This window comes from Variovorax sp. GW821-FHT10B04 (assembly GCF_059415645.1).
Genome location: NZ_JBWKNQ010000001.1, coordinates 527,866 through 550,978, shown reverse-complemented (window position 1 = coordinate 550,978; position 23,113 = coordinate 527,866). Strand labels below are relative to the sequence as shown.

The window sequence follows — 23,113 nt, the reverse complement described above, 5'->3', positions numbered from 1 at the left end:
GGCGGTGCCTTGGAATTCGTCCAGCTGCTGATCTCGGGCGCCGCGCTCGGCTGCATCTATGCGCTGATTGCGCTCGGCTTCGTGCTGATCTACAAGGCGACCGAGACGGTCAACTTCGCCCAGGGCGAGCTGATGATGCTCGGTGCCTGCACCGGCTACCTGCTGATGCTGTGGCTCAAGCTGCCCTTTCTCTGGGCGGCGCTGGTCAGCGTGGTCGGGATGACGGGCTTCGGCATGCTGCTGGAGCGCCTGGCGATCCGGCCGATCCTCGGGCAGCCGCAGTTCACCGTGGTCATGCTGACCATCGGGCTCGGGTACATCACGCGCGGCCTGGTCACGATGCTGCCGGGCATCGGCACCGACACGCACGTGCTCGACGTGCCTTACCGCGGCGAGGTCTGGAAGCTCGGCACGCTGGTGCTGAGCGCGGAGCAGGGCGCCGTGATCGGCATCACGCTGCTGCTGTGCGTGGCGCTGTTCGTGATGTTCCGCTACACGAAGCTCGGCGTCGCCATGCAGGCCGCCTCGCAGAACCAGCTCGCCGCCTACTACATGGGCATCCCGGTGCGCCGGCTGAACGGCATGGTGTGGGGGCTGTCGGCGGCCGTCGCCACGGTCGCCGGCCTGCTGCTGGCGCCGATCACCTTCGTGCACGTCAACATGGGCTTCATCGGCCTCAAGGCCTTCCCGGCCGCGGTGGTGGGCGGCTTCGGCAGCCTGCCGGGTGCGGTGGTGGGCGGACTGGTCATCGGGCTCGTCGAGGCCTTCGCGGGCTTCTATCTGCCGGAAGGCTTCAAGGACGTGGCGGCCTATGTCGTGGTGCTGCTGATGCTGGTCGTCAAGCCGAGCGGGCTGTTCGGTGAAAAGCTGCGAAAGAAAGTATGAGATTCATCTTCAGGACCAGCTACCGGCAGGACTACCGCCTGGCGCAGCACGGCGGCCATGTCTTCTGGTACGGCCTGCTGCTGGCCGTGCTGTTGGCGGCACCCTGGGTCGTCGGGTCGTACTGGACTTCGCAGCTCACCTTCGTGCTGATCTACGCGATCGCGGGGCTCGGGTTGATGGTGCTCGCGGGCTACACCGGCCTGGTGTCGATCGGCCATGCCGCATTCCTCGGCGTCGGTGCGTACACGCAGGCGGTGCTCACGGGGCAGGGCTGGTCGTTCCCGGTCGCGCTCGCCGCGTCGGCCGGGCTGTCGGCCGCGGTCGGCGTGGTGGTCGGGCTGCCGGCGCTGCGGGTCAAGGGCATCTATCTGGCGGTGGCGACGCTGGCCTTCGGTTTCATCGTCGAAGAGGTGATGGCGCGCTGGGAACACGTCACGGGCGGCAATGCCGGGCTGTCGCTCAAGGCGCCCGCGATGTTCGGCTGGACGGCCAGCAGCGCGCAGGGCTTCTACATGGTGGTGCTCGTGGTGTGCCTGCTCGTGACGCTGGGGGTGCTGAACCTGCTGCGGAGTTCTACCGGCCGGGCCTTCATCGCCATCCGCGACTCCGAGATCTCGGCGCAGAGCATGGGCATCCACCTGGCGCGCTACAAGACCCTGTCCTTCGCGCTGTCGGCGGCCATCGTGGGCGTGGCGGGCGCGCTGTATGCGCACAAGCTGCGCTTCATCTCGCCGGAGCAGTTCGGCATCGCGCAGTCGATCGACCTGCTCCTGCTGGTGGTCGTGGGCGGCCTGGGCTCGGTCCACGGTGCGTTCTTCGGTGCCATCTTCCTGATCACCATGCCGCAGTTCATCGCCATCTTCAAGGACTGGCTGCCGCCGGCCATCGGGCAGGCCGCCGGCCTGCAGGCGGTCGTGTTCGGCGTGGTGCTCATGGTCTTCGTGCTCTTCGAACCGGCCGGCCTGTACGGGCGCTGGGTCAAGCTGCGGACCTACCTGGAGCTGTTCCCGACATACCGGCGCGGCATGTTCCGCCGCCAGAAGAGCTTCCAGAAATCGGAGCGCCTGAAATGAGCGACGTCCTTCTTTCCGCGAGGGACCTCAGCGTGCGCTTCGGCGGCGTGCTGGCCGTCAACCAGGTGAGCTTCGACGTCCTCAAGGGCGAGGTCTTCACGCTGATCGGGCCCAACGGGGCCGGCAAGACGACGGTCTTCAACCTGATCAGCCGCATCTACCTGCCGACCAGCGGCAGCCTGTCGTTCGACGGCCAGCCGATCGACCGGACGCCGGCGCACGGCATCGCGGCGCTGGGCATCGCCCGGACCTTCCAGAACATCGAGCTCTTCGAGCACGCGACCGTGCTGCAGAACCTGCTGATCGGATTTCACACGCACCGCAGGTCGGGCTTCTGGAGCGACCTGGTCTTCTCGCCCGCGGCGCGGCGCAACGAGATCGCTGCACGCCGCAAGGCGGAAGAGGTGATCGAGCTGCTGCGGCTCATGCGCTACCGTGACCAGCGCGTGGCGGGGCTGCCCTATGGCGTGCGCAAGGTGGTCGAGCTGGCGCGTGCGCTGTGCAGCGCACCCAAGCTGCTGCTGCTCGACGAGCCTTCGTCCGGCCTCAACGCCGAAGAGACCGAGGACATGGCCTGGTGGATCCAGGACATCCAGCGCGAGCTGGGCATCACGGTGCTGATGGTCGAGCACGACATGACGCTGGTGTCGCGCGTGTCCGACCGCGTGCTGGCGATGAACCAGGGCCAGGTGCTCGCGCTGGGCACGCCCGGCGAGGTGCAGTCGCATCCGGGCGTCATCGAGGCCTATCTGGGCACGATCGACGATGTGTCGAGTCTTCGGCGGGAGGTAGTGCAATGAGCGCCGTGCAAGTCGAGGCGCCCGCGCCGGCCGTGGCGGACGACGCCCTGCTCAGGCTGTCGAACCTCGAGAGCTCGTACGGCCCGGTGAAGGCGATCCGCGGTGTCAGCCTGCGCGTGCGGCGCGGCGAGATCGCCACCGTGCTGGGCTCCAACGGCGCCGGCAAGAGCACCATCCTGAAGACGATCTCCGGCGTGCTCGACCCGGCCAAGGGCAGCGTGGAATTCAAGGGCGCGGACATCACCGGCGGCGACCCGGCCGCCATCGTGCGCGCCGGCCTGAGCCATGTGCCCGAGGGGCGCGAGGTGTTCCCGCTGCTGTCGGTGCGCGACAACCTGATGATGGGTGCCTTCACGCGCAAGGACCGCGACGGCGTGGCGCGCGACATCGAAGGCGTGTATGGCTACTTCCCGATCCTGCGCGAGCGGGCCGCGCAGGACGCAGGCCTGCTCTCCGGCGGGCAGCAGCAGATGCTCGCGATCTCGCGCGCGCTGATGGCCCGGCCCGAGCTGATCCTGCTCGACGAGCCCAGCCTCGGCCTCAGCCCCCGGCTGACGAAGGAGATCTTCGAGATCATCGTGCGCATCAACCGCGAACGCGGCACGACGATCCTGCTGGTCGAGCAGAACGCGAACATGGCGCTCAATGCCGCGGACTTCGGCTACGTGCTGGAGAACGGCCGCATCGTGATGGAAGACACCTGCAGCGCCCTGCGCGAGAAGGACGACATCAAGGAGTTCTATCTCGGTGCCAAGGACGACGGCGTGCGCGGCGAGCGGCGCTGGAAAAAGAAGAAGACCTGGCGCTGAGTGCAGCGGCTTTTCGACCCAAGCAGACCACTGAGACCAGGAAGACCGACATGGCCATCCCAGCGCCGTTCCCATCCGTTCCGGCGGACATCGACACCGTGCCGCGCCTGTTCAGGCACGCGGTGCAGACGCGCGGCGACGCGGTCATGCTGCGGCAGAAGGAGCTCGGCATCTGGCGCGCCTACAGCTACGCGGAGGTCGGCGTGATCGTCGACGAGCTGACGCGCGGCCTGGCCGCGCTGGGCCTGCGTCCGGGCGACGTGATGTCGGTGCTGTCCAACACCTGCCGCGAATGGCTGTGGATCGACCTCGCCGGCCTGTCGGCGGGCGCGGTGGTCAACGGCATCTACCCGACCGACGCGGCGCCGCAGGTCGAATACCTCTGCAACGACTCGGGCTCCACGCTGCTGGTGGTCGAGAACGAGGAGCAGCTCGACAAGTTCCTCGAAGTGCAGGATCGCGTGCCGGGCGTGCGCCACGTCGTCGTGTTCGACATGGAAGGGCTGGCGCGGCTCGACGACGCGCGCGTGATGTCGCTCGACGCGCTGCGCGAACTGGGCCGATCGCAGAAAGCCGCGCAGCCGGACCTGGTCGACGAACGCATCGCCAGCCGCGGCGCCGCGGACCTGGCGGTGCTGGTCTATACCTCGGGTACGACGGGCCGGCCCAAGGGCGCGATGATCTCGCACGCGAACGTCATGGCGGCGAGCCGCACGCTGGCCGAGTTCCTGCCGCGCACGTCGCTGCGCGAGCGGGCCGCCTTCCTGCCGCTGTGCCATGTCTCGGAGCGCATCTTCGGCGAGTACTACGCGCTGCTTGCCGGGCAGGTGCTGAACTTCGTCGAAGACCCCGAGACGATCTTCGACAACATCCGCGAGATCCAGCCCGACGTCTTCATGGCGGTGCCCCGCATCTGGGAGAAGCTCTATTCGAGCGTGTCGACCGCGATGCGCGAAGCGACGCGGCTCGAACGCTGGGCCTACGCGCGGGCGTTGGCGGTCGGCGAGCGCGTCGGGGCATTGCGCGAGCGGCGCCAGGCGGTGCCCGCACTTCTCGCTGTGCGCCACTGGCTGGCGCGCAAGCTGGTGCTGGACAACGTGCGCAGCCTGATGGGGCTCGGCCGCGTCGAGCTGGCCATCACCGGCGCGGCACCGATATCGGCCGACCTGATCCGCTGGTACATGGCAATGGGCATCGAGCTGAACGAGCTATGGGGCATGACCGAGCTGACCGGTGCCGCCACCTGCAACCCGCGAGGCCGCAGCCGGCCGGGCAGCATCGGCGTGCCGCTGCCGGGCTCCGAGGTCAGGCTGTCGCCGCAGGGCGAACTGCAGGTGCGCGGCGGCCAGGTCTTCATGGGCTACCTCAACCTGCCCGAGAAGACGGCCGAGGTGTTCGAGGACGGCTGGCTGCGCACCGGCGACGTCGGGCGCGTGGACGACGACGGCTACTTCTACATCACCGACCGGATGAAGGACATCATCATCACGGCCGGCGGAAAGAACGTGACGCCGTCGGAATGGGAGAACCAGCTGAAGTTCAGCCCCTACGTGACCGACGCCGTGGTCATCGGCGACCGGCGGGCCTACCTGAGCTGCCTGGTGATGATCGACCAGGACAACGTCGAGCAGTGGGCGCAGGAGCGCTCGGTCGCCTTCTCGGACTACCGGTCGCTGACGCGCAGCCCCGAGGTGGTCGGCCTCATCGCCGAGGAGATCGAGAAGATCAACCGGCGCTTCGCCCGGGTCGAACAGATCAAGCAGTTCCGCCTGATCGAGACGCAGCTGAGCGCCGAGGACGAGGAGCTCACGCCGACGATGAAGCTCAAGCGGTCGTTGGTGAATCGCAAGTACGCGGGGTTGATTGAGTCGATGTACGAGCAGCGGGCAGCCTGAAAGAGGCTCCAGCGCCGGGCAAGAAGATGAAGCGCAGTGCTTCCGAACAGCTAACCCGCAGCAGCGTCGACTGGGACGTTTTGTCTCAATGCAGGGAAGTTGTTTTTAAGTAGCATGACTCGGCGTGTGCGGCACTTCCCTCCCTGCACGGCAGTTGCTGACGTTTTCTTCCTTCTCCTGACCGAACAAAAAAACGAAGCTCTTGAAGCGGCATTTTGAGCAGCGCTCCACACGCGAGACAGTGCCGAGTCATAGCCTGGAAATACCCGAAATGATGGATTGGTTCCCTATAGTCTTCGTGACGTTCAAGGTCCTCGTGCTCGGCACGGGCATGTGCTTCGCCGTCAAGTGGCATTACGACCAAGGGATGAAAGGAAAAGGGAAAGAGGCGCGCGCGGTGCTTCTGGCGGCCGGCAAGGTGGCCGCAGTGTTCTTGCTGTCGCTCCTGGGGCTGTTGCTCGTCACCTTCGTCCTTGGCAGAAAGCTCGGTTTGGACTTGACCTTCCAGCGATAAAAAGCAGTCGGCCGATGTCCAGTGCGCGATCAGTCAGGCGCCGCGCAGCAGCAGCAGGCCCTTCAAGGGCCGCTGCTCAGTGCTGAACGTGCGATGGAAAGCGCAACGTGAAAATGGTGCCCTGTTCCGCCGAGGACGTGACCGCCATCTCGCCACCGTGCGCCTTGGCGATCTCCTTGACGATGAAGAGCCCGAGGCCGACGCTGCGGATCGTGTTGCTGCCTGTGGCGCCGCGCACCATGGGCTCGAAAACGTTGACGAGCATGCCCGGTGGAATCGCCTCACCTTCGTTGCTGACCTCCAACGAGGCCATCCCGTCGTCGATGGACGAACGCACGACGATGGGCGTGCCGACGCGGCCGTAGGTCGCAGCGTTGCTCACCAGGTTGCCGATGAGCTGGGCCAGCCTGTCGTCGTCGCCCGTGCATGGCCCCTCGCCATGCGACACATGGGTGATTTCCCGGGCAGGAAAGGCGAGCCTCAGCTCGTCAAGCGTGCGTGTGGTCACATGATGAAGGTTCATGGGCTGCAGGTTCACGCTGAGCCCGGAGCCGAGCCGCGCCTGTGTGAAGTCAAGCAGTTCCTCGATCAGCCGCTGAGCGCGCTCGGCCGAATTGCGTACATGGCCCAGCACTCGAGTGCGACGCTCGTTGTCGGCCTGACCCAGCAGTTGTACGCCCATGAGGATCGCCGACAGCGGATTGCGCAGGTCATGGCTCACGATGCCCACCATCTGCTCGGCGAACAGTGCGCGGTCCCTGAGCAGGTTCTGTGCGTCGAACTCAGCCGCGAGCAAGCTGTCGGCCTTGTTGCGTGCGTTCATCAACTCGCGTTCGTAGCGGCTGCGATCTTCCGCCACGTACGCGGCGATCTCGTCGAAATCGCCTTCCGCGCGTTTGCGGCGGTGAGCGTTGAGGATCATCGGCACGGTGTGTCCGTCGCTATGGCGCACGTCGAACTTCACCTCTGCGAGCGAGCCTTGCATCTGCAGGGTCGGTACCCAGTGGGTCTGGTGGAAGATGCGCCCACCCACGGTGAACAGGTCCTGTATGCGCTTCGCGCCCACAAGGTCTTCGCGAGGCATTCCGACCCACGTGCAGAAGGTCGTGTTGACCTTGAGGATGGTGCCGTCCAGTCCGGTCACAAGCAGGCCGCAGGGCGCCTCGTCGAAAAGGACGTTCGCGTCTGGCAGGGATGGGGTCATCGCTGCCTAGCGCTGGCCGAGCGAGCGCAGGAACTCGTCGACCGCATCGCAGCTCGCACCCGGCGCACTCAAGTGCGGGCAATGGCCCGTGTTTTCGACGATGCGCAGCGTGCTGTGTGGCAAGGTCCTGTGCATGTACTCACCCACGGCGACGGGGGCGATCAAATCTTCCGATGACTGGATCACCAGCGCGGGTGTCTGGAGCCTGGCCACATCCTTGCGGTTGTCCGACAGAAAGGTCGCCTTGGCGAACCGCTTGGCGATGTCCGGGTCGGTGCGGCAGAAACTGGCCATGAGTTCTTCGCCAAGTTCAGGACGCTCGGGTGCGCCCATGATCGCGGGAGCCATGCTGCCGGCCCAGCCGAGGTAGTTGCTTTCCAGCGTGTCCAGCAGCGAGTCGATGTCTTCGCGCGTGAAGCCGCCGACGTAATCGCCGTCGTTGATGTAACAGGGCGAGGGGCCGATCATCACGTGGGCCGCGAAGGTGCCCGGTGCCTGCAGGTCGGCCAGCATGCCAATCATGGCGCTCACCGAATGACCGACGAAAAACACCGGACCCGGCGCGAACTCGCGCGCGATCTCCAGGAGGTCGTCGGCATAGCCCTGCAGGCTCGCGTATTTCGATATCTCGTAGGCGCCCTGATCGGAATTGCCCGCTCCGACCAGGTCGAAGGTCACCACGCGGTAGCGATCGGCAAAGTGCGGCGCCATGAAACGCCACATGTTCTGGTCGCAGCCGAATCCGTGCGCAAAGATCATCGTCGCTGAGCCGCAGCCCTGGGTCCGGACGTTGTTGCGCTGACGGATGTTCATCAAAAGGGTCGGACAAGCCCGAAAACAAAGAGAAATGGCGGCGGTGTAACGCCGGAAGGCAGCCATTCTGCCCGTTCGGCCATCTGGAGCACGTCATGAGGCCGTCTCGCAGCGCTCTGCCGGGCGGCGGCAGGGCGCCGGCACCTAAAATCGGTTGGCTGGCGACTGTGGTTTCCGCTCGGCTTCTTGTCGGCGCCGCGTTCCAAATCTACCCTCACATCCGCTCACGAAGAATGAAAAGACTACCCACACTCGTCGAAGGTCTGGACGAGATACTCAACGGTGGTTTGTTCGAGGGGGGCGTCTACATCTTCGAAGGCCCTCCTGGCGTCGGAAAGACCACCCTGGCCAATCAGATTGCCTACACACTGGCACGGCGCGAGACGCGCACGCTCTACGTGACCATGCTGGCCGAATCGCACGCCCGCATGCTGCAGCACATGGAAGAGCAGATTTTCTTTGACCACCAAGAGGTCAACGCGAAGGTCTTTTACGTGAGCGGCTACCGCGAGCTGGAGCAGGGTGGCTTACGCGCCGTGGTGGAGCTGTTGAGAGGCGAGCTCATGCGCCATCGCGCGTCGCTGCTGGTCATCGATGGCCTGGTCGTTGAAAGCCTGGCGTCGAGGGCCAACGATTCCGTTCGTCAATTCGTGCACGAGTTGCAGAGCTTGGTGAGCGCGATGTCGTGCACCTGTCTCGTGCTGACGAGTGGCACCGGCAATGCGCTGAGCGCCGAACAGACCATGGTCGATGGAATCTTCTCCTTCGAAGACCACGGCTTCCACTGGCGTGCCGAGCGCCGCATGCAGGTCAGGAAGTTTCGCGGCAGCCAGATCATCCGTGGCCAGCACACCTTCTGCATATCGAACCAGGGACTGCAGTTCTTTCCGCGGCTTGAAAGTTTGCCGTTGAGAAACGCGAACGTGAAGCTGGGTACCGAAGCGGTCACCACCGGGCTGGCTGCGTTGGATTTCGTCCTACAAGGCGGAGGGCTCCTCTCGGGTGGTGGCTCGGTGTTGATCGGTCACAGTGGCTCGGGAAAGACGACCTTTGCACTTGCATTCGCGGCAGCGTCGACGTCGGAAGCCCGAGGTCTTCTACTTTCGTGCACCGAGCTGGCCTCGGACCTGCGGAGAACGAGTTCGATGCTGGAGATAGGGTTGGGTGAGGCGGTCGATGCGGGTGTCTTGACAATCAAAAACCTGGGCCAAGAGGACGAATCGATGGACGAGATGGGTCACAAGCTTCTGAGGCTTGTTGATGAAATGAAGGTTCGTCGCTTGGTCGTCGACGGGTTGGCCGGACTGGCGGACACCTTGGCGTTTCCCGAACGAGGCTACCGTTTCCTTGGCCGGCTTCTTTTGGAGCTGAGGGCACGAGGCGTGACGTCGTTGTTCACTGTCGACCCATCCGCGCTGGCGATTGCTGCCGGAACCTCCTTGGCGGAAGGCGTGGTCGGCTGGTTCGACAACGCCTTCACTTTCGAAGCAGCGTCGCCGAGAGGCATGTCCGTCGGGATACGCAACCTTGCCATCGAAAAGGTGCGAGGCGGTCGTGCGACGCAAGCGGTCGTCAACGTTCATATCCCTTCGCTCGAGTCCGACGAGTTTTCAACCGATTAGATGAAAGTGCGTCCCGATGAAATTGGTGATGATTGTCGAGGACGAATACGGCAATGCCGAAGTACTTCAGCTCCTTTTGGAAGCAGAGGGTTATCGCGTCGCTGCGGCATCCAACGGCAAGATCGCCTTGGAGCTTCTGGAGGGTGAGAAGCCTGCCTTGATCCTTTCGGATTTCATGATGCCGGTCATGAACGGCGCTGAGCTGGGTGAGGCGGTGCGTCAGGATCCCGCGCTGTGCCACATTCCCTTTGTCTTCATGAGTGCGACCAGCCAGGACGTTGTCAGGAAAGCGTTTCCCAACTTCGACGCTTTCCTGGTGAAGCCGTTCAATCTCGACACAATGCTTTCAGTTGTCGAACGCCTGGTCGATAGTGGACGGCCACCTCCGCCTGGCAATGAAAGAGTTGGTGATCCCCTGCGTCAGCTTCTGAAAGGCATTCAACTCCCGCCAGATGAATGACGCATCAAAGCCCTTTGCGCCATCGGATACAACGGGTAGGCCTCACCGAGATTTTGCGAGTACCGACCGTCCGCTGAACGCAGATCGCCCGGGGCCACCCCGACAGCAGCCTATCTGCTGAGTGTGCTGCTGGTGAGCAGAACGCCTCGGCGCGCCGGGTTGCTCGGACTGGCCCGGCCTTTCAGCACGGCGTGATCGCCTGCCCCCACAGCCGGCGCATGCCGCGCAGCCAGCGCTCCGGGTCTTCCACCTTGCGGCGCAACTGCTCCTGCACGAAGCCGTGCGTCATGATCAGGAAGCGCTCCTCGGCGATCGCCTCGACGACCGTGGCCGCCACCGCATCTGCACCGATCAGCCCTTGCCCCAGCACCGCCTGCCGCGCGCTTGATTCAGACCTCAGCAGCGGCGTATCAACCGCCCCCGGGCACAGGCAGCTGACGCGAATGCCGCGATCTCCATAGGTAATCGACAGCCACTCCGCAAAAGCCACCGCTGCGTGCTTGCTCACCGCGTAGGGCGCATCGAACTGCGACAACAGCCCCGCTGCGGATGCGGTCTGCAGCAAGTAGCCGTGGCCGCGCGCCAGCATGCGCGGCAGCAGCGCCCGCGCCGCGCGCACATGCGCCATGAGGTTGACGTCCATCACCCGTGCCCAATCCGCGTCCGGAAGCTCGGGCCCGCCGATCGCGGTGATGCCGGCGTTCGAGCAGAACAGGTCGATCGGCCCGTGCCGGGCCTCGACCTGGTCGACCAGTGCCGCGACAGCGCCGTCCGCCGTGACGTCGAGTGCCATGGCATGCGCGCCGATCCGCGCCGCCTCCGCATGGGCGCGCTCGACGTCGCGGTCGGCCAGCACCACGGCGCGTGCGCCCTCCGCCACGAAGCGGGCGCCCATCGCCAGCCCGATGCCGCTGGCGCCGCCGGTGACCACGACGACCTTGTTCTTCAACTCCATGAGCGATCTCCTGCGCTGGGTGCCCGTTGCGCTGCAAGGCGCAGGCTAGCCCGCGGCGGATGTCGCGTCTTGCGTCGAACGGCTGCCGCGCACGACAGCGACTGCGCGCAAGCAAAGCGGCGGCGACGCCACTAGCCTTCGCGCAACGCCGCCATGCAGCGGCACACCACGTGAATCCGAGGCAGGAAACTCCACCATGAAAGCAGCCGTTTTCCGAGGGGTCGACCAACCCCTGTCCATCGAGGACCTTCCGCTCCCGCAGGCCGGTCCCGGCGAACTGGTGCTGCGCGTCTTCTACTGCGGCGTGTGCGGGTCGGACCTGCACGCCACGCACCCCGGCCTGTTCACCGTCAAGAGCGGCACCGTGCTGGGCCATGAGTTCGCCGGCGAAGTCGTCGACAGCGGCGCGGCCGGCTGGAAGGTCGGCGAGCGCGTGACCGCCTTGCCGAACAATGCCTGCAGCAGCTGCATGGCCGACGGCCACCGCGAATGCCGCGACGGGCTGGGGATGATCTGCCCGAACAACCGCCTGACCGGCTTCAGCCCGAGCCGGCCCGGCGCCCTGGCGGAATACGTGAAAGTACCGGTCGGGCAGGCGCTGCGCTTGCCGGGGCAGGTCGGCGACCGCGAAGGCGCACTGATCGAGCCGCTGGCCGTCGGCCTCCACGCGGTGCAGTCGGGCCGGGTGGGGCTGGCGGACCGCGTCCTCGTGATCGGCGGCGGCCCGATCGGGCTGGCCGTCAGCGCCTTCTCGCGGCAGGCCGGCGCGACGCACGTCGTGGTCAGCGAGTTCGCCCCGGGCCGGCGCGAGACCGCGGCGCGCTTCGGTGCGACCGCGGCCATCGATCCCGCAGCGGGCGACGTGGGCGAAGCCTTCGCGAAGGCGACGGGCGGCGCGCCCGACGTGATCTTCGAATGCGTCGGCGCCGCCGGCCTGATCCAGCAGTGCGTCGACCTGTCCAGGCCGCGCGGCCGCGTGGTGGTGGTCGGCGTGTGCCCGACCGAAGACCGGGTGCTGCCGCAGCGCGCGATGGCCAAGGAAATCAGCCTGCAGTTCGTGATGGGCTACGGCAAGCCCGACTGGCGCCGCGTGCTGGACCTGCTGGACGCAGGCAGCGTCGACCCGGCGCCGATGGTGACGGACACCGTGGGCCTGGACGCGCTGCCGGCCGCCTTCGAGGCGCTGCGCCGTCCGACCACGCAGATCAAGCTGCTGGTGCGGCCGGGTCTGTCCTGAACCGATCAGCGACTTGACGCAAGAGAGTCCGATACCCCTTTGCTAGCCTCCCCCGATCACCTCGCAGCACGCGTTCAAGCGTCTTTCCAATGACTGAAATCGTCTCTCTCGACCGGCACGGCGACATCGCGGTGCTGACCATCTCGAACCCGCCGGTGAATGCCCTGTCGCCCGACGTGGTGGCCGGGCTGGCCGCCGCGGTGGAGGCCTTCGAGGCCGATCGCTCGTACAAGGCGCTGCTCGTGCACAGCGCCGGGCGGACCTTCGTCGCGGGCGGCGACATCAACTCCTTCGACGACCCGAATTTCTCGGCGTCGCTCTTCAACGGCACGCTGGGGCGGATCGAATCGCTGGACCGCCCGGTGGCTGCGGCATTGCACGGCACCGTGCTCGGCGGCGGGCTCGAGCTCGCGCTGGCCTGCCACTGGCGGGTGGCGTTGCCGTCCACGAAGCTGGGCCTGCCCGAAGTCAAGCTCGGCATCCTGCCCGGCTCGCTGGGCACCCAGCGGCTGCCGCGCGTCGCGGGCGTCAAGCTGGCGCTCGACCTGATCTCCACCGGCCGCAGCATCGGCGCCGACGCCGCGCGCGCCGCCGGCATCGTCGACGACGTGCGCGACGGCGCGCCGCTCGACGTGGGCCTGGCCTTCCTGCGGCAACGGCTCGAAAGCGGCGCCGGCACGCGGCGCGCCAGCGAGCGCCAGGTGCCCGACGAGGGGCTGCCCGCCGACTTCTTCGTCAAGGCACTGGCGGAAGCGGCGCTGCGCAATCCCTTTCACCCGTCGGCGCGCAACATCATCCTCGCGGTGCAGGCCGCGGCGACGCTGCCCTTCGCCGAAGGCGAGGCGGCCGAGGCGCGGCTCTTCGAGGAACTGCGCGTGTCGCCGGAATCGCGCGGCATGCGCCACCTGTTCTTCGCGGAGCGGCAGGCCGCGAAGATCCCCGGTCTGGGCCGTGACGTGGCGCTGCGCCCGGTGCGCACCGTCGGCATCCTGGGTGCGGGCACGATGGGCGGCGGCATTGCGATGAACTTCGCGAACGTCGGTATCCCGACCGTGCTGGTCGAGGCCACGCAGGCGGCGCTCGACCGCGGCCTCGGGCTGATCCGCTCGAACTACGAGGCCAGCGCCGCCAAGGGCCGCATGACCGCGGCGCAGGTCGAACAGCGCATGGCGCTGCTGCGCGGCACGCTGGACGACGCGGCCCTCGGCGACTGCGACCTGGTCATCGAGGCCGTGTTCGAGAACATGGACCTGAAGAAGCAGGTCTGCGCGCGGCTCGGCCAGGTCTGCCGGCCGGGCGCGATCATCGCGACCAACACATCGACGCTCGATGTCGACGTGCTGGCCGCCGCCACCGGCCGCCCGGCGGACGTCGTCGGCATGCACTTCTTCAGCCCGGCCAACGTGATGCGCCTGCTTGAGGTGGTGCGCGGCGCGCAGACCGCGCCGGACGTGCTGGCCACCGTGATGCAGCTGGCCCGCACCATCGGCAAGGTGGCGGTGGTGTCGGGCGTCTGCTACGGCTTCATCGGCAACCGCATGGCCGAGGTGTACATGCGCGAGGCCGAGTTCCTGATGATGGAAGGCGCCAGCCCGTCGCAGATCGACGGCGCCGTCGAGGCGCTCGGCATGGCGATGGGGCCGTGCCGCATGCTGGACATGGCCGGCATCGACGTCGGTGCCAAGACCGTCATCGAATACGGCAAGGCCGGCGGGCTGCCGCCGGACGACAGCTACCGCGCCGTGGTGCGCCGGATGTTCGAGCTGGGCCGCTTCGGCCAGAAGACCGGCGCAGGCTACTACCGCTACGAAGGCCGCAAGCCGGTCGACGATCCCGAGACCGCGCGCATCGCCGGCGAGATGGCGCAACGGCACGGCATCGTGCGGCGCAGCGACATCGGTGCGCAGGAGATCGTCGAGCGCCTGCTGTACCCGCTGATCAACGAGGGCGCGAAGATCCTGGAGGAGGGCATCGCCTACCGGCCGGGCGACATCGACATCGTCTGGACCGCCGGCTACGGCTTTCCCGATCACAAGGGCGGCCCCTTGTGGATGGCCGACGGCATCGGGCTCGCCCGCATCGTCGAGCGGCTCGCGCATTACGGCCGCACGCGCGGCGACGCGTTCGGTTACTGGACGGTGTCGCCGCTGCTGGCCGCGCTGGCGCGTGACGGCCAGCGCATCTCCGACTGGAAGGCCGCCTGAACCGCATCCGCGATTCATGCAATCCGCACCCGAAGCACTCTGCGAAAGAACCCCCATGAAAGAAGCCGTCATCGTCTCCACCGCGCGCACCGGCATCGGCCGCGCCTACAAGGGTGCGCTGAACCACACGAAGTCGCCGTCGATGCTGGCCCATGCCATCTCGCATGCGGTGCAGCGCGCCAAGGTGGACGGCGCCGAGATCGAGGACGCCGTCATCGGCTGCGTGCTGACCGGCGGGACGGCCGGCATGAATCTGGCGCGCAACGCGGTGCTGGCGGCCGGGCTGCCCGCGACCGTGTCGGGCCAGACGATGGACCGGCAGTGCGCGTCCGGCCTGATGGCGATCGCCACGGCGGCCAAGCAGGTGATGGTCGACGGCATGGACATCGTGGTGGCCGGCGGGCACGACAACATCTCCGCCGTGCAGGACGCCTACATGGCCTGGGTCGCGAAGGAGAAGGACCCGCGCGTCATCGAGCACGCACCCAACGCCTACATGCCGATGCTGCAGACGGCCGAGTTCGTCGCGAAGAAGTACGGCATCTCGCGCGACGCGCAGGACCGCTATTCGCTGGTGTCGCAGCAGCGCACCGCGGCGGCGCAGGCGGCCGGCCGCTTCGACGCGGAGATCGTTCCGTTCACCACCACGATGGCGGTGGTCGACAAGGCGACCAAGGCGGTCTCGTACCGCGAGGTGACGCTCGACCGCGATGAAGGCAACCGGCCCGAGACGACGCTGGAAGGGCTCGCGTCGCTCAAGCCCGTGATCGAGGGTGGCGTGGTGACGGCGGGCAACGCCAGCCAGCTGTCCGACGGTGCGTCCGCCTGCGTGGTGATGGCGCGCGGACTGGCCGAGCGCCGCGGCCTGGCGCCATTGGGCGTCTACCGCGGCATGGCCGTCGCCGGCTGCGCGCCGGAAGAGATGGGCATCGGGCCGATCTACGCGATCCCGAAGCTGCTGAAGCGCCACGGGCTGAAGGTGGACGACATCGGCCTGTGGGAGCTCAACGAGGCGTTCGCGTGCCAGGTGCTGTATTGCCGCGACCACCTGGGCATCGACCCCGAGAAATACAACGTGAACGGCGGCGGCATCTCGATCGGCCACCCGTACGGCATGACGGGCGCACGCGTGGTGGGCCATGCGCTGATCGAGGGCAAGCGCCGCGGCGTGAAGTACGTGGTCGCCACGATGTGCGTCGGCGGCGGCATGGGCGCGGCGGCGCTGTTCGAAGTGGCCTGAACCACCCTGGCGCCGAGGAAGAACGAGAAGAAGAGAACAAGAGACGGAGACAAGCAGATGGAAGACCTCACCCTCATCGACGGCCTGAAGCGGCAGCTGGCGGCGCGGCCGGACGAGATCGCCTACCGCAATGGCGAGCGGCGGCTCAGCTTTCGCGACGTCGAGGCGCATACCAACCGCATCGCCAACGCGCTGGCCCGGGCCGGCGTCGTGCGCGACACGCGCGTCGCGGTGCTGACCAAGCAGCACATCGAATGCATCCTCGTGACGCTGGCCGCATGCAAGCTCGGCGCGGTGTGCATGCCGGTCAACTGGCGGCTGTCGGCCAAGGAGATCGAGTACATCGTCAACAACGGCGAGGCGCCGTTCCTCATGGCCGATGCCGAGTTCCTGCCGGCGGTGCAGAAGGCGGACATGCCGGGCGTGAAGACGCTGGTGTGCACCGGCGAAGCGAGCGGCGCGGTGCCATCGCTGGCGCAGTGGTATGCCGGCTTCGCAGACACCTGCGAGCCGGTGGCGGCCGACACGCACGACGCGGCGCTGCAGCTGTATTCGTCGGGCACCACCGGCCTGCCCAAGGGCATCGTGCTGTCGCACGCGGGGCTGCTGTCCACGTCGCGCGTGGTGTCGAAGGAATGGAAGTTCGACAGCCGGCACGTGCTGGGCAACCCGCTGCCGGTGTTCCACGTCGCGGGCATGACGATGCTGCTGCTCACGCTGTACACGGGCGGACAGACCTCGGCCTATGCCGAGTTCGACCCGCGGGGCTACCTGCAGGCCATCGGGCAACATGGCATCACCCACACCTTCGTGGTGCCGGCCATGATCCTCTTCATGCTGCAGGTGCCCGAAGCGAAGTCCTTCGACTTCGGCACGCTGCAGCTGATGGCCTATGGCGGCTCGCCGGTGAGCGAGACGGTGCTGCAGCAGGCCTTCGATGTCTTCCGCTGCGACTTCCTGCAGGTGTACGGGCTCACCGAGGTGTCGGGGCCCGCGACCTTCCTGTTTCCGGACGACCACCGTGCGGGCGATGCCGAACTGCTGCGCTCCGCAGGCCGCCCGATCGGCGGCGGCCGGCTGCGCATCGTCGACCCGATCGGCATGCAGGACCTGCCGGACGGCGAGGTCGGCGAAATCTGGATCGAGTCCGACCGCAACCTGAAGGAGTACTGGCGCAGCCCGCAGGCCACGGCCGCCGCTTACCCGGAAGGGCGCAACGGCAATGGCGGATGGTTCCGCTCCGGCGACGGCGGCTACCTGAAGGACGGCTATCTCTACATCAACGACCGCATCAAGGACATGATCGTCTCGGGTGGCGAGAACATCTATCCCGCCGAGGTGGAGAACGTGCTGATGCGCCATCCCGCCGTGGCGGACGGCGCCGTCATCGGCGTGCCGGACGCGACCTGGGGCGAGGCGGTCAAGGCCTGCGTCGTGCTGCGCCAGGGCGCAGCGGCGGATGCGTGCGACATCATCGATTTCATGCGCGAGAACCTCGCGCATTACAAGTGCCCGAAGACCATCGACATCGTCGATGCGCTGCCGCGCAACCCGAGCGGCAAGGTGTTGAAGCGCGTCCTGCGCGAGCCCTACTGGAAGGGCCAGAAGCGCGCGGTGGGCTAGCGCCGCGCGGCCTTCTCGAAGCGGATCACCCCTGCATAAAAAAGGAGACAAGCATGTTGAAGAAGCTCATCGTCGCGGCGACCGCCGCGCTCACCTGCTGGATCGCGCCGCAGGCGCTGGCCCAGGAGAAGCCGATCAAGATCGCGCTCATCGCGAGCAAGACCGGCCCGTCGGAGGCCTATGCGCGCGACACCGAGCGCGGCCTGCGCCTCGGGCTCGAATACCTCACGCAGGGTTCGATGACGCTGCTCGGCCGCAAGATCGAGCTGATCGTCAAGGACGACCAGATGAAGCCCGAACTGTCGAAGGCCATGCTGACCGAGGCGCTGGCCGACGACAAGGCCGACATCGCGATCGGCACCTCGTGGTCGGGCGGCGCGCTATCGATGGCGCCGGTGGCCGAGGAGTACGGCAAGATCCTGATGGTCGAGCCGGCCATCGCCGATTCGCTGACGGGCGCGGCCTGGAACAAGTACCTGTTCCGCGCCAGCCGCAACTCCTTTCAGGATGCGCTGGCGACCGCCGCCGCACTGAAGGACGGCGACAACATCGCCTTCCTCGCGCCCGACTACGTGTACGGCAAGGACGGCGTGAAGGCCTTCAAGGACGCGATGGTGTCGACCCAGAGCAAGGCGAAGGTGATCCACGAGGAATTCATCCCGCTGTCGACCACCGACTTCACCGCGCCGATGCAGCGCGTGTTCGACCGCATGAAAGACCTGCAGGGCAAGAAGTACCTGGTCGTGATCTGGGGTGCGCCCAACCCGATCCGCAAGATATCGGAGCTGAACCCGGGCCGCTACGGCATCGAGTTCATGTCGATCGGCGGCGCCAACCTGGAGAACGCCAAGCCCTGGAAGGGGCTCGACGTGAACGGCGGCACCTTCTATTACTACGGCTTCCCGAAGAACGCGATGAACGACTGGCTGGTGACCGAACACCAGAAGCGCTACCAGGTGCCGCCGGACCTGTTCACCGCGGGCGGCTTCGTCACCGCGGCGGCCATCGTGGCCGGCGTGAAGAAGGCCAACTCGGTCGATACGCCCAAGCTCATCGCCGCGATGGAAGGCATGGAGTTCGACACGCCCAAGGGCAAGATGACCTTCCGCAAGGAAGACCACCAGGCGCTGCAGTCGCAGTACCAGTTCCGCATGAAGAAGAACCCGGCCAGCGAATGGGACCTGTTCGACCTGGTGCGCGAGATCCCGGCGTCCGAGATGCCGCTGCCGATCACCGTCAAGAGATGACGGCCGTCCCTGCGCCCGCGCTTGCCAGCCGCGGGCTCGGCATCCGCTTTGGCGGCCATGCCGCGGTCGACGACGTGACGACCGGGTTCACGGCCGGCACGCTGACCGCGATCGTCGGGCCCAACGGCGCCGGGAAGACGACGTACTTCAACCTGCTGTCGGGGCAGCTCGCACCGAGCGCGGGTTCGGTGCACTTCAAGGGCGAGGACATCACGCGCCTCAACGCGGCGCAGCGCACGGCACGCGGCATCGGCCGTGCCTTCCAGCTGACGAACCTGTTCCCGCGGCTCAGCGTGGTCGAGAACGTGCGGCTGGCGGTGCAGAGCCGCCACCGCGCGGGCTTCAACATGCTCGCCATGTGGCGCAGCCGCGGCGACCTCATCGAGCAGGCCGAGTCGTACCTGAGCCAGGTCGGGCTGGCGGCGCGGCGCGACGACCTGGCGGCCAAGCTGCCGCACGGCGACAAGCGCAAGCTGGAAGTGGCGATCCTCATGGCCCTCGAGCCGGAGATCGTCATGTTCGACGAGCCCACCGCCGGCATGAGCGTCGACGAGGTGCCCGTCATCCTCGAACTCATCCGCCGCCTGAAGGCGCGCGGCGACAAGACCATCCTGCTGGTGGAACACAAGATGGACGTCATCCATTCGCTCGCCGACCGCATCGTCGTGCTGCACAACGGCCGCCTGGTGGCCGACGGCCGGCCCGCCGAGGTGATGGCGTCGCCCATCGTGCAGGAGGCGTACCTGGGTGTGAAGCGCACGCCGACGGCGCGCAAGGAGCCGGCGCATGCCTGAAGTCCTCGACGCATCCGGGCCGCTGCTCACGCTCAGCGGCGTGCACACGCACATCGGCGAATACCACATCCTCCAGGGCGTGGACCTGGTGGTGCCGCGCGCCGGCCTCACGGTGCTGCTGGGGCGCAACGGCGCGGGCAAGAGCACCACGCTGCGAACCATCATGGGCCTGTGGCAGGCGAGCCGGGGCAGGCTGAGCTTCGACGGCGCCGACATCACGGCGGAGAAGACGCCGGAGATCTCGCGCCGCGGCATCGCCTTCGTGCCGGAGGACATGGGCATCTTCTCGGGCCTGACGGTGCAGGAGAACCTGCGTCTGGCGGCCATCGGCGGGCGCTTCGACGAGGCGCGGCTGGACTGGATCTTCGGGCTCTTCCCCGCGCTGAAGCGCTTCTGGCTGCGGCCGGGCGGCACGCTGTCGGGCGGCCAGAAGCAGATGGTCGCGATCGCGCGCGCCATCATCGAGCCGCGCAAGCTGCTGCTCATCGACGAGCCGACCAAGGGCCTGGCACCCGCCATCGTCGACAACCTGGCGCAGGCCTTCGAGGACCTCAAGGCCCGCGACACCACCATCCTGCTGGTCGAGCAGAACTTCCACTTCGTCCGCGCGCTCGGCGACCACGTCGCGGTGATGGACGACGGCCGCATCGTGCACACCGGCTGCATGGAAGCGCTGTCCGCCGACGAAGCATTGCAGGCGCGGCTGCTCGGCCTGCATGCCGGTGCCGTGCACTGAGCGCCAAGCACCCGCCCCCTTGAACGGAGAGCCCATGGCTGCCCTCGAATCCACCATTGCCGCGCCCACGGCCGCGCCACCCGTGCTGGAGCCGTTGCCCGGACGCACGCGGGACCTCGTGCCCGGCGCGATCATCGTCGCCTTCATCGCGCTCGCGCTGCCCGTCATCGGCAGCGTGCCGACGTGGATCACCCTGACGGTGGCCGCGCTGGCGATGGGCATGATGCTGTTCATCATGGCCAGCGGCCTCACGCTCGTCTTCGGCCTGATGGACGTGATGAACCTCGGCCATGCCGCCTTCGTCGCGGTCGGGGCCTACACCGCGACCTTGCTGGTCGGGCCGCTCAAGCACCTGCTCGAATCGCCGTCCGTCTGGGCGAGCCTGGCCGCCATCGCGGCGGTGATCGCCGCCGCGATGGCCGTGACGGCGGCGCTCGGCTGGGTGTACGAGCGGCTCTTCGTGAAGCCGGTGTACGGCGACCACCTCAAGCAGATCCTCATCACCATCGGCTCGATGATCATCATCGAGCAGCTCGTGCTGGTGATCTTCGGTGCCAACCAGATGCTGCTGCCGCTGCCCGAGGCCGTGCGCGGGTCCTTCCTGGTCGGCGACGTCGCCATCGAGCGTTATCGGCTGGTGGCCGTCGCGGTGGGCGTCGTCGTGTTCGTCGGCCTCACGCTGCTGCTGAACCGCACCCGCGTCGGGCTGCTGATCCGCGCCGGGGTCGAGAACCGATCGATGGTCGAGGCGCTCGGCTACCGCGTGCGCGGCATCTTCGTCGGCGTGTTCGTCACCGGCTCGGCACTGGCCGGACTGGGCGGCGCGATGTGGGGCTTCTACCGCGAGCAGTTCACCGTGGCGATCGGTGCCGAGGTGCTGGTGCAGATGCTCATCATCGTGATCATCGGCGGGCTCGGGTCGGTCACCGGCTGCTTCGCCGGCGGGATGCTCATCGCGCTGAGCACCAACTACGTGAGCTTTCTTCTGCCGGACCTGGCGCTGGTGTCGAACATCCTCGTGATGATGGTCGTGCTGCTGTGGCGCCCGCAGGGGCTTTATCCCGTCAACAAGCACTAGAGCGCGCACCATGCTGACCCGAATCCTGTCCGGTGACTTTCCCCGCAGCCGCGTGCTCTCGACGATGCTGGTGCTGGTCTTCATCTACCTGGCGACCGCGCCGTTCCTGTTCTCCGGCGCGCGCTCGCTCAATGTGGCCGCCACCATCTGCGCCTTCATCGTGCTGGTGGCGTCCTTCGACCTGCTGCTGGGCTACTGCGGCGTGGTGTCGTTCGCGCACGCGATGTTCTATGGCATCGGCGCCTATGGCGTGGCCATCGCCATGTACAAGATGGGACCGACGTGGACCGCGATGGGTGTCGGCGCCGTGGCGGCCATCGCGCTGTCGGTGCTGCTGTCGTTCCTGATCGCGCTGATCTCGCTGCGGGTGAAGGCCATCTTCTACACGATGATGACGCTGGCTTTCGGCGCCGCCTTCGGTGCCCTCGTGATGCGGCTGAGCGGCCTCACGGGTGGCGACGACGGCCGCACCTTCCGCCTGCCGGAGGTGCTGACGCCGGCCTACCGGGTGTTCGACGATCCGGTCTTGGGCACCGCCATCAACGGACGCGTGCTGACCTATTACCTGGTCTTCATCGTGTCGGTCGCGCTCTTCCTGCTGATGCTGCGGGTGGTGAACTCGCGCTTCGGCCGCGTGCTGGAAGCCATCCGCGAGAACGACTTTCGCGCCGAGGCCATCGGCTACCGCACGCTCTACTACCGCATCGCCATCAATTGCCTGTCTGCCGCGCTGGCGACCTGCGCCGGCATCCTGATGGCGCTGTGGCTGCGCTATGTGGGGCCGCAGACCACGGTCGGCTTCAACGTGATGCTCAACATCCTGCTGATGGCCGTCATCGGCGGGCTGGGGACTGTCTATGGCGCGGTGGTGGGGGTCGCGCTGTTCGTCGTGGCCGAGAACTACCTGCAGAGCCTGATGGGCAGTCTCAGCGGATCGCTCACTTCGATACCGCTTCTGGCGAACCTCTTTCACCCCGACCGATGGATGCTCTGGTTCGGCCTGGTGTTCGTGCTGTCGGTCTATTTCTTCCCGAGCGGCATCGTCGGCAAACTGCGCGCGGCGATGCCCGGCGCCAAAGGACTTCAATGAGCGAGCAGGCAGACGAGGCGGTGGGCGTGCGTGTCGAAGGGCATGTGCTGATCGTCACCATCCAGAGGCCCCGGGTCCGCAACGCCGTCAACATGGCCGTCGCGCTGGGTCTCGCCGCCGCCATGCAGGAGCTCGATGCCAACCCCGGACTCCATGTCGGCGTGCTCACCGGTGCCGGCGGCAATTTCTGTTCGGGAATGGACCTGAAGGCTTTCGCCTATGAGGGCGTCGAGCCCGCCATCGAAGGCCGGGGCTTCGCCGGCTTCTGCGAGGCGCCGCCACGCAAGCCGCTGATCGCTGCGGTCGAAGGCCATGCGGTGGCGGGTGGCTTCGAGATCGTGCTGGCCTGCGACATGGTGGTGGCAGGACGCACTGCGAGCTTCGGCCTGCCGGAAACCAAGCGCGGGCTGGTGGCGTCGTCGGGCGGGCTGATGCGTCTGCCGCACCGGCTGTCGGCCAATCTGGCGATGGAGATGGCGCTGCTCGGCGACCCGATTTCGGCCGAGCAGGCGCATGCGTGGGGCTTGGTCAATCGGCTGGTCGAGCCGGGTGAGGCGCTGGGGGCGGCGCTGAAGCTGGCGCATGCGATCGACGCGAACGCGCCGCTGGCTGTGGCGGCGAGCAAGCAATTGGTGCAAGGGTCGCGGACGTGGAGCGATGCGGAGATGTTCGAGCGGCAGAGGCCGGTGGCTGTGGCGGTGAATGGGTCGGAGGATGCGAGGGAAGGGGCTGCGGCGTTTGCGGAGAAGCGTGCTGCGCGGTGGCGCGGGTGTTGAGACGGCGGTGGTCAGGTGTGAAGCGCCAAGAGGTTGCTTCTTGAGGCATTGAGTCTGG

21 protein-coding genes are annotated in these 23,113 nt (G+C 67.0%); 18 read left to right on the top strand and 3 right to left on the bottom strand.

Going from position 1 to position 23,113, the window contains the following annotated elements; all coding sequences use genetic code 11:
* Positions 1-9 precede the first annotated feature (9 nt).
* The 6 genes from AC07PZ_RS02640 (at position 10) to AC07PZ_RS02615 (ending at position 5,976) form a co-directional block, all read left to right on the top strand.
* On the top strand, positions 10-885 hold the full coding sequence (locus AC07PZ_RS02640; protein WP_495293450.1) for a branched-chain amino acid ABC transporter permease: 876 nt from the start codon (positions 10-12) through the stop codon (positions 883-885).
* A complete protein-coding gene (locus AC07PZ_RS02635) occupies positions 882-1,958 on the top strand; it encodes a branched-chain amino acid ABC transporter permease (protein WP_495293449.1) in 1,077 nt (358 codons plus the stop codon). The genes AC07PZ_RS02640 and AC07PZ_RS02635 overlap by 4 nt, the downstream gene beginning before the upstream one ends.
* Positions 1,955-2,758, top strand: coding sequence for an ABC transporter ATP-binding protein (locus tag AC07PZ_RS02630; protein ID WP_495293448.1), 804 nt, complete (start codon positions 1,955-1,957; stop codon positions 2,756-2,758). The genes AC07PZ_RS02635 and AC07PZ_RS02630 overlap by 4 nt, the downstream gene beginning before the upstream one ends.
* The gene (locus tag AC07PZ_RS02625) at positions 2,755-3,567 is read left to right on the top strand and encodes an ABC transporter ATP-binding protein (protein ID WP_495293447.1); all 813 of its coding nucleotides are present in this window, start codon (positions 2,755-2,757) and stop codon (positions 3,565-3,567) included. Before AC07PZ_RS02630 ends, AC07PZ_RS02625 begins: the two co-directional genes overlap by 4 nt.
* A 50-nt stretch (positions 3,568-3,617) precedes the next feature.
* Entirely contained in the window at positions 3,618-5,462 is a 1,845-nt protein-coding gene (locus AC07PZ_RS02620; protein WP_495293446.1) for an AMP-dependent synthetase/ligase, read from the top strand.
* Between the two features lie 271 nt (positions 5,463-5,733).
* Positions 5,734-5,976: a hypothetical protein gene (locus AC07PZ_RS02615; RefSeq protein ID WP_495293445.1), complete on the top strand. Its 243-nt coding sequence runs from the start codon at positions 5,734-5,736 to the stop codon at positions 5,974-5,976.
* Positions 5,977-6,052: 76 nt separating this feature from the next.
* Here the strand turns inward: AC07PZ_RS02615 and AC07PZ_RS02610 are convergent, their stop codons facing one another.
* Positions 6,053-7,180, bottom strand: coding sequence for a PAS domain-containing sensor histidine kinase (locus tag AC07PZ_RS02610; RefSeq protein ID WP_495293444.1), 1,128 nt, complete (start codon positions 7,178-7,180; stop codon positions 6,053-6,055).
* 6 nt (positions 7,181-7,186) lie between these two features.
* On the bottom strand, positions 7,187-7,993 hold the full coding sequence (locus AC07PZ_RS02605) for an alpha/beta fold hydrolase (protein ID WP_495293943.1): 807 nt from the start codon (positions 7,991-7,993) through the stop codon (positions 7,187-7,189).
* Between the two features lie 233 nt (positions 7,994-8,226).
* Between AC07PZ_RS02605 and AC07PZ_RS02600 the strand changes: the two genes are divergently transcribed.
* A complete protein-coding gene (locus AC07PZ_RS02600; RefSeq protein WP_495293443.1) occupies positions 8,227-9,615 on the top strand; it encodes an RAD55 family ATPase in 1,389 nt (462 codons plus the stop codon).
* Between the two features lie 16 nt (positions 9,616-9,631).
* The gene (locus tag AC07PZ_RS02595; RefSeq protein WP_495293442.1) at positions 9,632-10,075 is read left to right on the top strand and encodes a response regulator; all 444 of its coding nucleotides are present in this window, start codon (positions 9,632-9,634) and stop codon (positions 10,073-10,075) included.
* Between the two features lie 181 nt (positions 10,076-10,256).
* Here the strand turns inward: AC07PZ_RS02595 and AC07PZ_RS02590 are convergent, their stop codons facing one another.
* Complete coding sequence (locus AC07PZ_RS02590) at positions 10,257-11,030, bottom strand: SDR family oxidoreductase (RefSeq protein WP_495293441.1); 774 nt, start codon at positions 11,028-11,030, stop codon at positions 10,257-10,259.
* A gap of 196 nt (positions 11,031-11,226) precedes the next feature.
* Here AC07PZ_RS02590 and AC07PZ_RS02585 point away from each other — a divergent pair, with 196 nt between their 5' ends.
* The 10 genes from AC07PZ_RS02585 (at position 11,227) to AC07PZ_RS02540 (ending at position 23,055) form a co-directional block, all read left to right on the top strand.
* On the top strand, positions 11,227-12,267 hold the full coding sequence (locus AC07PZ_RS02585; protein WP_495293440.1) for a zinc-binding dehydrogenase: 1,041 nt from the start codon (positions 11,227-11,229) through the stop codon (positions 12,265-12,267).
* A gap of 89 nt (positions 12,268-12,356) precedes the next feature.
* On the top strand, positions 12,357-14,471 hold the full coding sequence (locus AC07PZ_RS02580) for a 3-hydroxyacyl-CoA dehydrogenase NAD-binding domain-containing protein (protein WP_495293439.1): 2,115 nt from the start codon (positions 12,357-12,359) through the stop codon (positions 14,469-14,471).
* A gap of 55 nt (positions 14,472-14,526) precedes the next feature.
* Positions 14,527-15,711: an acetyl-CoA C-acyltransferase gene (locus AC07PZ_RS02575; protein WP_495293438.1), complete on the top strand. Its 1,185-nt coding sequence runs from the start codon at positions 14,527-14,529 to the stop codon at positions 15,709-15,711.
* A 57-nt stretch (positions 15,712-15,768) separates the two neighbouring features.
* Positions 15,769-17,334 (top strand): long-chain-fatty-acid--CoA ligase, encoded by a 1,566-nt coding sequence (locus AC07PZ_RS02570; RefSeq protein WP_495293437.1) that lies wholly within the window; start codon positions 15,769-15,771, stop codon positions 17,332-17,334.
* Positions 17,335-17,390: 56 nt separating this feature from the next.
* Positions 17,391-18,581: a substrate-binding domain-containing protein gene (locus AC07PZ_RS02565; protein WP_495293942.1), complete on the top strand. Its 1,191-nt coding sequence runs from the start codon at positions 17,391-17,393 to the stop codon at positions 18,579-18,581.
* Positions 18,578-19,375, top strand: coding sequence for an ABC transporter ATP-binding protein (locus tag AC07PZ_RS02560; RefSeq protein WP_495293436.1), 798 nt, complete (start codon positions 18,578-18,580; stop codon positions 19,373-19,375). Before AC07PZ_RS02565 ends, AC07PZ_RS02560 begins: the two co-directional genes overlap by 4 nt.
* A complete protein-coding gene (locus AC07PZ_RS02555) occupies positions 19,368-20,111 on the top strand; it encodes an ABC transporter ATP-binding protein (RefSeq protein ID WP_495293435.1) in 744 nt (247 codons plus the stop codon). Before AC07PZ_RS02560 ends, AC07PZ_RS02555 begins: the two co-directional genes overlap by 8 nt.
* Before the next feature lie 34 nt (positions 20,112-20,145).
* Positions 20,146-21,189 (top strand): branched-chain amino acid ABC transporter permease, encoded by a 1,044-nt coding sequence (locus AC07PZ_RS02550; RefSeq protein WP_495293434.1) that lies wholly within the window; start codon positions 20,146-20,148, stop codon positions 21,187-21,189.
* Positions 21,190-21,199: 10 nt separating this feature from the next.
* Complete coding sequence (locus tag AC07PZ_RS02545) at positions 21,200-22,279, top strand: branched-chain amino acid ABC transporter permease (protein WP_495293433.1); 1,080 nt, start codon at positions 21,200-21,202, stop codon at positions 22,277-22,279.
* Positions 22,276-23,055: a crotonase/enoyl-CoA hydratase family protein gene (locus AC07PZ_RS02540; protein WP_495293432.1), complete on the top strand. Its 780-nt coding sequence runs from the start codon at positions 22,276-22,278 to the stop codon at positions 23,053-23,055. The genes AC07PZ_RS02545 and AC07PZ_RS02540 overlap by 4 nt, the downstream gene beginning before the upstream one ends.
* Positions 23,056-23,113 lie beyond the last annotated feature (58 nt).

Bases quoted from the DNA above. Each gene is read 5' to 3' on its own strand.
- AC07PZ_RS02590 (WP_495293441.1), bottom strand. From the start codon at position 11,030: ATGGAGTTGAAGAACAAGGTCGTCGTGGTCACCGGCGGCGCCAGCGGC.
- AC07PZ_RS02580 (WP_495293439.1), top strand. From the start codon at position 12,357: ATGACTGAAATCGTCTCTCTCGACCGGCACGGCGACATCGCGGTGCTG.
- AC07PZ_RS02570 (WP_495293437.1), top strand. From the start codon at position 15,769: ATGGAAGACCTCACCCTCATCGACGGCCTGAAGCGGCAGCTGGCGGCG.
- AC07PZ_RS02605 (WP_495293943.1), bottom strand. From the start codon at position 7,993: ATGAACATCCGTCAGCGCAACAACGTCCGGACCCAGGGCTGCGGCTCA.
- AC07PZ_RS02600 (WP_495293443.1), top strand. From the start codon at position 8,227: ATGAAAAGACTACCCACACTCGTCGAAGGTCTGGACGAGATACTCAAC.
- AC07PZ_RS02615 (WP_495293445.1), top strand. From the start codon at position 5,734: ATGATGGATTGGTTCCCTATAGTCTTCGTGACGTTCAAGGTCCTCGTG.
- AC07PZ_RS02630 (WP_495293448.1), top strand. From the start codon at position 1,955: ATGAGCGACGTCCTTCTTTCCGCGAGGGACCTCAGCGTGCGCTTCGGC.
- AC07PZ_RS02625 (WP_495293447.1), top strand. From the start codon at position 2,755: ATGAGCGCCGTGCAAGTCGAGGCGCCCGCGCCGGCCGTGGCGGACGAC.
- AC07PZ_RS02635 (WP_495293449.1), top strand. From the start codon at position 882: ATGAGATTCATCTTCAGGACCAGCTACCGGCAGGACTACCGCCTGGCG.
- AC07PZ_RS02620 (WP_495293446.1), top strand. From the start codon at position 3,618: ATGGCCATCCCAGCGCCGTTCCCATCCGTTCCGGCGGACATCGACACC.
- AC07PZ_RS02595 (WP_495293442.1), top strand. From the start codon at position 9,632: ATGAAATTGGTGATGATTGTCGAGGACGAATACGGCAATGCCGAAGTA.
- AC07PZ_RS02560 (WP_495293436.1), top strand. From the start codon at position 18,578: ATGACGGCCGTCCCTGCGCCCGCGCTTGCCAGCCGCGGGCTCGGCATC.
- AC07PZ_RS02555 (WP_495293435.1), top strand. From the start codon at position 19,368: ATGCCTGAAGTCCTCGACGCATCCGGGCCGCTGCTCACGCTCAGCGGC.
- AC07PZ_RS02545 (WP_495293433.1), top strand. From the start codon at position 21,200: ATGCTGACCCGAATCCTGTCCGGTGACTTTCCCCGCAGCCGCGTGCTC.
- AC07PZ_RS02575 (WP_495293438.1), top strand. From the start codon at position 14,527: ATGAAAGAAGCCGTCATCGTCTCCACCGCGCGCACCGGCATCGGCCGC.
- AC07PZ_RS02550 (WP_495293434.1), top strand. From the start codon at position 20,146: ATGGCTGCCCTCGAATCCACCATTGCCGCGCCCACGGCCGCGCCACCC.
- AC07PZ_RS02610 (WP_495293444.1), bottom strand. From the start codon at position 7,180: ATGACCCCATCCCTGCCAGACGCGAACGTCCTTTTCGACGAGGCGCCC.
- AC07PZ_RS02585 (WP_495293440.1), top strand. From the start codon at position 11,227: ATGAAAGCAGCCGTTTTCCGAGGGGTCGACCAACCCCTGTCCATCGAG.
- AC07PZ_RS02540 (WP_495293432.1), top strand. From the start codon at position 22,276: ATGAGCGAGCAGGCAGACGAGGCGGTGGGCGTGCGTGTCGAAGGGCAT.